Source organism: Paraburkholderia sp. (genome assembly GCF_035656215.1).
Lineage (GTDB): Bacteria > Pseudomonadota > Gammaproteobacteria > Burkholderiales > Burkholderiaceae > Paraburkholderia.
Genome location: NZ_DASRSY010000416.1, coordinates 1 through 11,283 on the forward strand (window position 1 = coordinate 1; position 11,283 = coordinate 11,283).

Below are 11,283 nucleotides of genomic sequence, written 5' to 3' on the forward strand. Positions count from 1 at the left end.
CGACCAAGATCGTTGCGGCTTGCGAAGGCAAGGGCGTGCACCGGCTGATTCATATCAGCGCGCTCGGCGCCGACTCGAACGGGCCGAGCATGTATTCGCGCTCGAAGGGTGACGGCGAAAAAGCCGTGCACGCGGCGAACCTGGCGTGGACGGTTTTCCGGCCGTCCGTGGTGTTCGGGCCCGAGGACCAGTTCCTCAACAAGTTTGCGTTTCTGCAGCGGATGTTTCCGGTGATTCCACTTGCCATGCCGGATGCGAAATTCCAGCCGGTGTACGTCGGTGACGTGGCAAAAGCGATCTGCAACGTGCTCGATCTCGATGCGGCCAGCGGCCATACCTACGAACTCGGTGGCCCGACCGTCTATGCACTCGAAGACCTCGTGAAGTATTGCGGTGATGTGATTGGCCGGCATGCGAGGATCATTCGCCTGCCGGAAGCATTGGCGCGTCTGCAAGCACTGACGTTCGAAATGGCGCCGGGCGAACCGGTGATCTCACGCGACAATCTCGATTCGATGAAGGTCGACAACGTGTTGAGCGGACCGCTTGCGCCTGAACTCGGCATCGAACCCGCCAGCATTGAAACGATCGCGCCTGTATATCTGACCGGCACATCGGCGCGCTCACGCTTCGACACGTTTCGCGCCAGCGCGGGGCGCTGAATCTTTTTTATCTTCTCTCTTATACAAAGCATGAAGCTGCTTATCGGTGACAAGAACTATTCGTCATGGTCGATGCGTCCGTGGCTGCTGTTCAAACATTTCGGTATTCCGTTCGAAGAGGTGCTGATTCACCTGTATGAACCCGGCACGAAGTCCGCGATCCTGGCGCACGCGCCGACGGGTCCGGGCAAGGTGCCGTGTTTGATCGGCGACGACGGATCGGCCACATGGGATTCGCTGGCGATCGCCGAGACGCTGGCTGAACGCTTTCCGCTGCATGCGCTGTGGCCGCGCGACCCGGCGGCGCGCAGCCACGCGCGCAGCGTGAGCGCCGAGATGCATTCGGGTTTCGGCGACTTGCGCTCGAACATGTGGATGAACATTCGCGCATCGTTTCCTGGCAAGAACGCCACGCCGGGCGCGCTGGCCGATATCGCGCGTATTGAGGCGATCTGGCGCAGCTGTCTCGACACATATGGCGGCCCCTTCCTGTTCGGCGAGTTCAGCATTGCCGACGCGATGTACGCGCCCGTCGTGATGCGCTTCAAAACGTGGCAGCCGGCGCTATCGGAAGCCTCTGCGGCCTATGTGGATCGCATGACGGCGCTGCCGGCGGTGAAGGCGTGGATCGAGGACGCGCTTCGGGAAACGCACACGATTCCCTATCAAGACGTATGCCCATGAATATCTACGCGGTAGGCGGAGCCATTCGCGACGAGTTGCTGGGCGTGCCAGTGCAGGACCGTGATTACGTGGTGGTTGGCGCGACACCCGAGCAGATGGTGGCGCAGGGTTATCGTCCGGTGGGCAAGGATTTCCCGGTGTTCCTGCATCCGCAGACTCACGAGGAATACGCGCTCGCGCGCACCGAGCGCAAGACGGCCGCGGGCTATCACGGCTTCCAGTTCTTCTACGCACCGGACGTCACGCTCGAAGAGGACCTCGCTCGCCGTGACCTGACGATCAACGCGATGGCGCGCGAGGTGCGCCCGGACGGCGAACTGACCGGTCCGGTGATCGATCCGTTCAACGGCCAGGGGGATTTGCAGGCTCGGCTTTTTCGTCACGTTAGCGATGCGTTTCTCGAAGACCCCGTGCGGATTTTGCGGATCGCACGGTTCGCGGCACGTTTCGTCGATTTCACCGTTGCGCCGGAGACGATGGCGCTGATGCGCACGATGGTGGCTGACGGTGAGGTGGATGCACTGGTGGCTGAGCGGGTATGGCAGGAGGTGTCACGCGGATTGATGGAGAAAAAGCCGTCCCGCATGTTCGAGGTGCTGCGGGAATGCGGCGCGTTGGTGCGAATCCTGCCGGAGATCGACGCGCTGTTCGGCGTGCCGCAACGGGCTGATTACCATCCCGAAGTGGATACGGGTGTGCATGTGATGATGGTGCTCGACCATGCCGCGCAGCAGGGGTACGCGTTGCCGGTTCGTTTCGCGGCACTCACGCACGACCTGGGTAAAGCGACGACGCCGGATGATGTATTGCCGCGGCACATCGGGCATGAAGGGCGCAGTGTGGATTTGCTGAAACCGTTATGCGAACGGCTGCGGGTGCCGAATGAGTGCCGCGACCTGGCGCTGCTGGTCGCGCGGGAGCATGGGAATATTCATCGCGTGATGGAGATGGGCGCTGCCGCGTTGGTGAGGCTGCTCGAGCGCAGCGATGCGATTCGGAAACCGGCGCGCTTTGCTGAAGCCTTGCAGGCTTGCGAGGCGGATGCTCGTGGGCGGCTTGGGTTTGAGATGCGGGCGTATCCGCAGGCTGAGCGGTTGCGGGTTGCGCTGGTGGCTGCGCGAGGCGTGGATGCTGGCGCTGTGGCTAAGCAGCTTGCCGACGCTCCCGCTGGAATCAAGGATGCCGTGCACCAGGAACGAGTCCGCGCAGTTGAAATGGCGATGGGCTAGAGGCTACAAAACCCTGGCGATAAGCGACAACACCATAGAAAGCACAAGCGTCGACATAAACGGAAACGGATACTCCCGCCCAAAGAGCCGCAACGTTACGTCACCGGGCATCCGCCCAATCCCAATCTTCCTGAGCCACGGCCAGCAGGCCGACAACACCGCCACCGCAACAAACGTAGTCAACAGCCAGCGGATCATTGCAAATCCCTAAGGCAAAAAATCACAGCGTATGTGACCGGTCGCCGCTGGAAAACGCTTGCAGCGTGTCGTCCAGTCCGCGCGAAAACGCGATCACCTTGAAAAGCTCGCCCATCTCCGCCTCGGACAACAACTTCTGCACCGCATTCGCCGCTGGCAAAAACCTCGTCGTGTCCGTTGGATCGAGCGCCGACAACGCCTCGGTAATCCCTCCATTCAACAAGAACCGCGCTTGCGAAGTGAACCCCAGCAAGTCCGCGCCAGTCTCGACTCCGGCTTCGGCAATGCCGGTAAATTCCACATGTGCAGTAATGTCCTGCAAACCCGGATAAACAAACGGATCACCATGCGCCCGGTGCCGGTAATGGCACATCAACGTGCCCTGCGCGCGCTGTTCATGGTAGTACTCGTGACGCGGAAAACCATAATCGATGAAGAACGCCGCGCCACGCGTGAGCATCGTGCAAATGGTCCGCGTGAACGCTTTGGCGGCGTCATGCGTCTCGGTCACGTAGTCTTCGCCGGCAGTGTCGATCTCAGCCAGAAGCTCAGCCAGAAACGCATGGTCCGTAGCCGCTGATACCAGACGGTCGTCGAACGCAAAAGTCTCGTCGCGCCACACCACGCCGCGTTCGTGCCAGGCGCCGCCAGTAAAGGCGAAAAGCCGCACGGGCATCGCGTCCAACACCTCGTTGCCGATCACCACACCTTCGAATCGCTCGGGCAATGCGTCCAGCCAGCGCACCTTCGCGGCCAGTTCCGGCGCGGCGGCCTCGATCGTCTCGCGTTGGCGCTCGCGCAATTCACCCGACAAATCCACGATCGAGTAGCTGTCGAATTCGACGCCCAGTGCGCCGAACGCGTTCAGCAAGCCGGCAGCCAGTTTGCCCGTGCCGGCGCCGAATTCCATCACGTCACGCGTGCCGCTCGCCTGCAAGGCTTCAGCGAGTGGGCGTGCCAGCGTCGTGGCGAACAGCGGCGACATTTCCGGCGCCGTCACGAAGTCGCTACCATCGTCGCTGCGCAGGCCGAATTTGCGGGCGCCGCCGCTGTAATAGCCGAATCCCGGCGCGTAAAGCGCGCGCTCCATGTAGCGGTCGAACGGCAGCCAGCCGCCTGCTGTTTCGAGCTCCGCACGGATCTGCGCGACCAGCGCTTCGGACTGCGCAAGCGCGCTTGGGCCGGGAGCAGGTAAACTATCGGGTTGGTGAGCTTTCGGATTCATCCCCGCATTGTAAATGACCGCCTCTCTGGACACCGCCGCCGCCCGCGCGCCTGAAACGCCGCGCATCGTGCTGATTACCGGCGCCGCCCGCCGCATCGGGCGCTCGCTCGCGCTCGGCTTCGCCGCGCGCGGCTGGGACGTAGCGGTCCATTACGGCGCCTCGCGGGAGGAGGCCGACGAAGTGGTCGCCGAAATCGTCGCTTTGGGCCGCCGGGCGGTGGCTTTGCACGCGGAATTGGGCGACGAGGCCCAGGTCGAGCGGCTAATGGCTGCATGTATTGCGGCGCTGGGCCGCCCGGCGTGTATCGTCAATAATGCGTCGCGCTTCGAAGAAGACACGGCGCTCAACGTCGGTTACGACCTTCTGCTGAAGCTGACCGCGATGAATCTCGGCGCCCCGCTCGTGCTGGCGCGTATGCTGTTCGAGGCCACACCGGAGGCGGCGCGCACCGACGAAAGCCAGCGCGGGGTCGTGATCAACGTGCTGGACCAGAAGCTGTACAACATGAATCCGGACTACCTGTCCTACACGCTGTCGAAGGCAGCGTTGCAGACAGCGACGGTTGCGCTGGCGCAGGCTCTGGCGCCGAAAGTGCGCGTGGTCGGGCTCGCGCCCGGTCTGACGATGCAATCCGCCGATCAGACGCCGGCAGGTTTTGAAGAAGCTCACCGCGCTACGCCTTTGGGCCGCGCGTCGCGGCCGGAGGATATTGTCACCGCCGCGCTGTATCTCGCCGATGCAGCGGGTGTCACCGGAACGACGCTGGTGGTCGACGGCGGGCAGCACCTTGTGCCGCTGCCGCGCGACGTAATGTTTTTGACGGGCGCCTGAACCGCGCGCGTGCCTGTTGCCGGGTCGAACCGGCGCCCGCCCACGCGTTGAAGTGCCCCTTTGCGTGCTCCGCACACTTTTTTCGACTGGAACGAACATGTTTGCCGCTCTTTCGCATCCCCGGCTCGCCGATTGCCGCCGGCTCTTTCTGCGCAATTACGAAGTGCACATCAACATTGGTGTGCACGACTTCGAAAAGCGTGGCGAACAGCGCGTCGTGATCAACGTCGAACTGTTCGTGCCGCTCGCGCTGTCCACGCCGGTTCAGGACAAATTGAACGAAGTCGTCGATTACGATTTCATGCGTTCGACCATCGCGCGCCGTGTCGAGCAAGGTCATATCCACTTGCAGGAAACACTCTGCGACGACCTCGTCAAGGCACTCCTCGATCATCCGCAGGTGCGCGCCGTGTGCGTGTCGACCGAAAAGCCGGACGTTTATCCCGACTGCGACGCGGTGGGCGTCGAAGTTTTCCGCATCAAAGAGGATTGAGCCATGAATGCTCAGGAAATCCTGAACGATGCCGCGGCTCCTGGCGCTGCGCAGGCCGCGCACGCCCCGGCGGGCAAAGCGCCGCTCACGCGCCGCGAGCAGAAAGAAGCCTACGAGAACAACAAGCTGTTCAAGCGGCTCGCGCGCCAGGTCGGTGAGGCGATCGTCGACTTCAACATGATCGAGGAAGGCGACAAGGTGATGGTCTGCCTGTCGGGCGGCAAAGACAGCTACGCGATGCTCGAAATTCTGATGCGGCTGCGCGAACGCGCGCCGATCAACTTCGACATCGTGGCTGTGAATCTCGACCAGAAGCAGCCGGGTTTTCCGGAGCATGTGCTGCCCGAGTACCTGAAACAACTCGACATTCCGTTTCACATCGAGAATCAGGACACGTACAGCATCGTCAAGCGGTTGGTGCCGGAGGGCAAGACGACCTGCTCGCTATGCTCGCGGCTGCGTCGCGGCATTCTGTATCGCGTGGCGGGCGAACTCGGCGCGACCAAGATCGCGCTCGGCCATCATCGCGACGACATTCTGCAAACGCTGCTGCTGAACATGTTCTACGGCGGCAAGCTGAAGGGCATGCCGCCCAAGCTGCAATCGGACGACGGCAAGAACATCGTGATCCGCCCGCTTGCCTACGTGAAGGAAACCGATCTGGAAAAATACGCGGCACTGCGCGAATTCCCGATCATTCCGTGCAATCTGTGCGGCAGCCAGCCGAACCTGAAACGCGCTGAAATGAAGGCGCTGATCCGCGATTGGGAGAAGCGCTTTCCGGGCCGCATCGAGAATATGTTCAATGCGTTGTCGAACATCGTGCCGTCGCACCTGATGGATCACAAGCTGTTTCCGTTCGCCGGTCTGCGCGCAACGGGTGAAGCCGATCCGCAAGGCGATATCGCCTTCGACGAAGAGCCGTGTTCGACCGATATCGGCGAAGGCGCGTCGCTCAACGGAGCGAAACCGATCTCGATCGTCCAGTTCGACGATATGTAAGGGGCGTTGAAACGCGCGGAAAACGTGTGTTTCCACGCATTTCTGCCCGCAAAAAGGCCGCGCGAGCGGCCTTTGTCGTCATGGACTGCGTGATAGAATCATCGGCTCCAAACTCGTCTGATTGCCGACGCCATGAACATCGTGATTTTGGCGGCAGGCACCGGTAAGCGCATGCGGTCCGCGCTTCCCAAGGTGCTCCATCCCCTGGCCGGCCGGCCACTCCTCGCTCATGTCATCGACACCGCCCGTGCGCTCAAGCCCACGCGTCTGGTCGTGGTGGTCGGCCATGGCGCCGAAGCCGTGCGTCAAGCGGTAGCGGCACCCGACGTCCAGTTCGCCGTGCAGGAGCAGCAACTCGGCACAGGCCACGCGGTGCAGCAGGCGCTGCCGCTGCTCGATCCGTCCCAACCCACGCTGGTGCTATACGGCGACGTGCCACTCACGCGCGCCAGCACACTGCAGGCATTGACCGATCGCGCGGGCCAGGGCGGCTACGGCGTGCTCACCGTCACGCTCGACGACCCCAGCGGCTATGGCCGCATCGTGCGCGATCAGCACGGTAGGGTGTTGCGCATCGTCGAACAGAAAGACGCGACGCCCGAGCAGCTCAAGATCGCCGAGATCAACACGGGCATCATCGTCGCGCCCACCGAGCGCCTCGCCGGTTGGCTCACGGCATTGAAGAACGACAACGCGCAAGGCGAGTTCTATCTGACCGACGCTGTCGAGATGGCGATCGAGGCGGGGCTCGAAGTCATCACCACCCAGCCTGACGAAGAGTGGGAAACGCTCGGTGTGAACAGCAAGCAGCAGCTTGCCGAGCTCGAACGGATTCATCAGCACAATATCGCCGAGACGCTGTTGGTGGCCGGCGTGACGCTTGCCGATCCGGCTCGCCTCGACGTGCGTGGCACGCTCGAATGCGGCCGTGACGTCTCGATCGACGTGAACTGCGTGTTCGAAGGCCGCGTCACGCTGGCCGATAACGTCACCGTCGGCCCGAATTGCGTGATCCGCGATGCGACGATCGGCGCTGGTACGCGCATTGACGCGTTCACGCATATCGAAGGCGCCGAAGTCGGTGCGAACGTCGTGCTCGGCCCCTATGCGCGGCTGCGTCCGGGTGCGTTGTTGCAGGACGAGTCGCACGTCGGCAACTTCGTCGAGGTGAAAAACGCGGTACTCGGTCGTGGCTCGAAGGCGAACCATCTTACGTATATCGGCGATGCGGATATCGGGGCGCGCGTGAATATCGGCGCGGGTACCATCACCTGTAACTACGACGGCGCGAACAAATTCCGCACGATCATCGAAGACGACGTGTTCGTCGGCTCGGACACGCAACTCGTGGCGCCCGTGCGCGTGAAGCGCGGCGTGACGATCGCGGCGGGCACAACGGTCTGGAAGGATGTCGAAGAAGACATGCTCGTCCTGAACGGCAAGACTCAAACAAGCAAGCCGGGCTATGTTCGCCCGACGAAGAAGAAAAGTTGATGGGCGTGACGCGCGCGCGGAGCGCGCTCCCTGAAACCCAGCACTGAAAAGGAATAAGCCATGTGTGGCATTGTCGGCGCGGTTGCGCAACGTAATATCGTTCCCGTCCTGATCGAAGGACTGCGTCGCCTCGAATATCGCGGCTACGATTCGTGCGGCGTCGCGGTACTCGGTAATGAAGGGCCGCGTCGCGCTCGCAGCGTCGCGCGCGTCGCCGATCTGGACGAGCAGGTGCGTGAGAACCATCTCGAGGGCATCACGGGTATCGCGCATACGCGCTGGGCGACGCACGGCGCGCCGGTAACCGACAACGCGCACCCGATCTTCTCGAAAGACGCGCTCGCGGTGGTACACAACGGCATCATCGAGAACTACGAGACGCTGCGTGAAATGCTGCGCGGTAAGGGATACACGTTTGTCTCGCAGACCGATACAGAGGTTATCGCGCACCTGATTCACAGCCTGTATCGCGGCGATCTGTTTGCCGCGGTGCGTGAAGCCGTCGCGCAATTGCACGGCGCGTATGCGATCGCGGTGCTGCATAAGGATCAGCCGCATACGGTGGTCGGCGCGCGGCAAGGTTCGCCGCTGGTCGTGGGACTTGGCAACGGTGAGAACTTCCTCGCTTCGGATGCACTGGCGCTTGCCGGCAGCACTGAACGCTTCATCTTCCTTGAGGAGGGCGACGTCTGCGAACTGGCGCTCGAGGGCGTGCGTATTGCCGATCGTGACGGCAACGAAGCGCAGCGCGAAGTGCGCCAGGTCGCGGCGTATGGCGGCGCGGTCGAACTCGGCCCGTATCGTCATTTCATGCAGAAGGAAATTTTCGAGCAGCCGCGTGCGATTACCGACACGATCCCGCAAGGCGATTCCTTTGACGCGTCGCTATTCGGCGAGGGCGCCGACAAGGTGTTCGCGGATATCGACAACCTGCTGATTCTCGCGTGTGGCACGAGCTACTACTCGGGGCTGACCGCGAAGTACTGGCTCGAATCGGTCGCGAAAATCCCGACCCAGGTTGAGATTGCCAGCGAGTATCGTTATCGCGAGTCGGTGCCGAATCCGAAGTCGCTGGTGGTGGTGATCTCGCAGTCGGGTGAAACGGCCGATACGCTGGCAGCGCTCAAGCACGCGCAGTCGCTGGGGCATAAACATACGCTGGCGGTGTGCAATGTCGGCACGAGCGCGATGGTGCGCCAGACGGAATTGTCGTTCCTGACACACGCGGGTCGCGAGATCGGTGTGGCCTCGACGAAGGCGTTTACGACGCAACTGGTTGCGCTGTTCGTGCTGGCCGCAACGCTCGGAAAGCTGCGTGGCCAGGTCAGCAAGGAGCAGGAAGCCGAATACCTGAAACTGCTGCGCCACTTGCCGGCAGCGTTGAATAGCGTGCTGGCGCTGGAGCCGCAGATCATCGCGTGGTCGGAAGAGTTTTCGCGCAAGGAACATGCGCTGTTCCTCGGGCGTGGCCTGCATTATCCGATCGCGCTCGAAGGTGCGTTGAAGCTCAAGGAGATTTCCTATATCCACGCGGAAGCGTATCCGGCTGGTGAGCTGAAGCACGGGCCGCTGGCGCTTGTGACTGAAGCGATGCCGGTTGTGACGGTGGCGCCGAATGACGCGCTGCTGGAGAAGCTGAAGTCGAATATTCAGGAAGTGCGCGCGCGGGGCGGTGAGCTTTATGTGTTCGCGGACGCGGATACGAAGATCGTCAATGATGAAGGCCTGCATGTGATCCGGATGCCGGAGCACTACGGCTTGCTGTCGCCGATTCTGCACGTGGTGCCGCTGCAGTTGCTGGCTTATCACACCGCGTGTGCGCGAGGCACGGATGTGGATAAGCCGCGGAATCTGGCCAAGTCGGTTACGGTGGAGTGAGGCAGATAGGCAGCTATCGCCAACTTCGCGCTGAAAAAACGGTCGCCTGCGGGCGGCTTTTTTTGCCTCTTTTTTGCCTCAACAGCGCATCTCACTCCCTCACCACCTCCACCGCAGCCGCCGAAACAAACTCCGCCCGCACACTGTCACCGACTTTCAGCTCATTGAGCGGAATGCTCTCCGCTGCCCTCAGCACCTGCTGATGCTTCGGCCCACGTAGCGTCACCATCCGGCTCATGCGGTCGATCTTCAGCACCGTCGCGACAATCTGCACCCTATGCGCCGACGACGCGTATCCCGCTGAAGCCGGTATCGCCACCGTCGTCTCGATGCGTTCACGAACACCTTTGGTCTTCACCTTATCGACTTGAAGCAGTAGCGCCTGCTGATACGCGACGTTCAGCTTGTCGCCAACCCGCAGTTTCCTGACATCGGCCAACTGGGGATTCACGTCGACATCCGCCAGATTGCCGTGCGGGCCACGTAGTGTGACGCTGTTGGTGGCCGGGTAGATCGCCGCCACACGGACCTGTGCGTGAACGACCTCGGCTTTTCCGAGCGCCTGTTGACCGGCTTCGGTGTCAGCGCCCTGAGCGAAGCCGGATTGAGAGCAAACCGCCATCAGCGCAACCGTAGTCCATGTGACCGCGGCCGATGAGCCCACTTTGCGTCGACGAGTCATCCGTTGCTCCCGAAGTGACCACCTCAAAATGACGATTCCGAATGACTGACTTGAGCAACCACCTAAGTCACCGAAAAGGAGCCAGCCACGCTCCCGCGCTTACAGTTCCGGACGCGCAAGGTCGCTGGTCACGATGTGCTCGCCGTACACCTGCGCCGCTGCGACGGCTTCCAGCTTGGTCGCATAAGGTCCGAGTTCCGGCGCGCCGTCGAACGGGAATAGCACTCGGCCATCGGTGGTTCGAACCACTTTCAACATGCCGAAAAAACGGCGATAGCCAGCCAGTTTTGACGTTGCCGACACGTCAAAGTCGTCCTCCGACGTCGCGGGGACGCTGGGAATAAATGCAGTCTTGCTCATACCTGAAAACGTCTCTTGTTCAATGGGGCGGCGCCTGCTCGACAGGTCAGGGCCGCGCCCGGTTGTCCCGGGAAAACATTCACCGGCGGCCCTCATTGTCTCAAATCCCGGCGCGTTGAACCGGATGCTCGATCAGCCAGCAGGCTGGCGCCTGTGCGTCCCGTGTGGATCACCGCGGCAGGCCGGCGCCCGCATGCGGCGTCCTGAGTCACCGCGGCAGGGCCGGCGCCTGCGTCCCTAGATCACCGCAGCAGGCAGGCCGCCTGCGTACCGCGTCCTGGATCACCATAGCAGGCAGGCCGCCAACATCATCCTGCGGCTTTGACTGCCGCCTCATGTTCGGCCGCCAGCGCAACATCCCGCTCACTCACCTGCACGAAGCTCGGCCGCGAGCAGATGCGCTGGGTGTACGCGAGCACGACCGGCGTCTCCGGCACCAGCTTGAACATCATCCCCCAATGCAACGCGATGCCCCACAAGATATCCGCAGCCGACATCTTGTCTCCGAGCAAATAGGGCGACGCCTGCAGTTGGCTCGTCACGG

General features: G+C 62.1%; 13 protein-coding genes. 8 read left to right on the plus strand and 5 right to left on the minus strand.

What is annotated here, in order from left to right; all coding sequences use genetic code 11:
• From VFE81_RS24245 to VFE81_RS24255, 3 genes are all read left to right on the plus strand, one after another.
• On the plus strand, nucleotides 1–662 hold a 662-nt coding region (locus VFE81_RS24245), incomplete at its 5' end, for a complex I NDUFA9 subunit family protein (RefSeq protein WP_325047008.1).
• Nucleotides 663–692: 30 nt separating this feature from the next.
• Nucleotides 693–1,346: a glutathione S-transferase family protein gene (locus VFE81_RS24250; protein ID WP_325047009.1), complete on the plus strand. Its 654-nt coding sequence runs from the start codon at nucleotides 693–695 to the stop codon at nucleotides 1,344–1,346.
• Nucleotides 1,343–2,575 carry a multifunctional CCA addition/repair protein gene (locus VFE81_RS24255; protein ID WP_325047010.1) on the plus strand — a complete coding sequence of 411 codons (1,233 nt, stop codon included), beginning with the start codon at nucleotides 1,343–1,345 and terminating at the stop codon, nucleotides 2,573–2,575. The genes VFE81_RS24250 and VFE81_RS24255 overlap by 4 nt, the downstream gene beginning before the upstream one ends.
• A gap of 3 nt (nucleotides 2,576–2,578) precedes the next feature.
• Here the strand turns inward: VFE81_RS24255 and VFE81_RS24260 are convergent, their stop codons facing one another.
• Both VFE81_RS24260 and VFE81_RS24265 read right to left on the minus strand, forming a co-directional pair.
• Nucleotides 2,579–2,773 (minus strand): DUF2905 domain-containing protein, encoded by a 195-nt coding sequence (locus VFE81_RS24260; protein WP_172176246.1) that lies wholly within the window; start codon nucleotides 2,771–2,773, stop codon nucleotides 2,579–2,581.
• A 22-nt stretch (nucleotides 2,774–2,795) separates the two neighbouring features.
• Nucleotides 2,796–3,998, minus strand: a complete 1,203-nt coding sequence (locus VFE81_RS24265; RefSeq protein ID WP_325047011.1) for a class I SAM-dependent methyltransferase — start codon at nucleotides 3,996–3,998, stop codon at nucleotides 2,796–2,798.
• A 13-nt stretch (nucleotides 3,999–4,011) separates the two neighbouring features.
• Here VFE81_RS24265 and VFE81_RS24270 point away from each other — a divergent pair, with 13 nt between their 5' ends.
• The 5 genes from VFE81_RS24270 (at nucleotide 4,012) to glmS (ending at nucleotide 9,697) form a co-directional block, all read left to right on the plus strand.
• Nucleotides 4,012–4,830: an SDR family oxidoreductase gene (locus VFE81_RS24270; protein ID WP_325047012.1), complete on the plus strand. Its 819-nt coding sequence runs from the start codon at nucleotides 4,012–4,014 to the stop codon at nucleotides 4,828–4,830.
• A gap of 97 nt (nucleotides 4,831–4,927) precedes the next feature.
• Complete coding sequence (locus tag VFE81_RS24275) at nucleotides 4,928–5,323, plus strand: dihydroneopterin aldolase (protein WP_063497570.1); 396 nt, start codon at nucleotides 4,928–4,930, stop codon at nucleotides 5,321–5,323.
• 3 nt (nucleotides 5,324–5,326) lie between these two features.
• Nucleotides 5,327–6,325 (plus strand): tRNA 2-thiocytidine(32) synthetase TtcA, encoded by a 999-nt coding sequence (gene ttcA, locus VFE81_RS24280; RefSeq protein ID WP_325047013.1) that lies wholly within the window; start codon nucleotides 5,327–5,329, stop codon nucleotides 6,323–6,325.
• Nucleotides 6,326–6,457: 132 nt separating this feature from the next.
• On the plus strand, nucleotides 6,458–7,819 hold the full coding sequence (gene glmU, locus VFE81_RS24285; protein ID WP_325047014.1) for a bifunctional UDP-N-acetylglucosamine diphosphorylase/glucosamine-1-phosphate N-acetyltransferase GlmU: 1,362 nt from the start codon (nucleotides 6,458–6,460) through the stop codon (nucleotides 7,817–7,819).
• A gap of 60 nt (nucleotides 7,820–7,879) precedes the next feature.
• On the plus strand, nucleotides 7,880–9,697 hold the full coding sequence (glmS, locus tag VFE81_RS24290; protein ID WP_325047015.1) for a glutamine--fructose-6-phosphate transaminase (isomerizing): 1,818 nt from the start codon (nucleotides 7,880–7,882) through the stop codon (nucleotides 9,695–9,697).
• Between the two features lie 91 nt (nucleotides 9,698–9,788).
• Here the strand turns inward: glmS and VFE81_RS24295 are convergent, their stop codons facing one another.
• From VFE81_RS24295 to VFE81_RS24305, 3 genes are all read right to left on the minus strand, one after another.
• Nucleotides 9,789–10,379 carry a hypothetical protein gene (locus VFE81_RS24295; protein WP_325047016.1) on the minus strand — a complete coding sequence of 197 codons (591 nt, stop codon included), beginning with the start codon at nucleotides 10,377–10,379 and terminating at the stop codon, nucleotides 9,789–9,791.
• A 99-nt stretch (nucleotides 10,380–10,478) separates the two neighbouring features.
• A complete protein-coding gene (locus VFE81_RS24300; RefSeq protein WP_325047017.1) occupies nucleotides 10,479–10,739 on the minus strand; it encodes a DUF6723 family protein in 261 nt (86 codons plus the stop codon).
• Between the two features lie 308 nt (nucleotides 10,740–11,047).
• Nucleotides 11,048–11,283, minus strand: a 236-nt coding sequence (locus tag VFE81_RS24305) for a glutathione binding-like protein (protein ID WP_325047018.1), incomplete at its 5' end; no start/stop codon positions are given.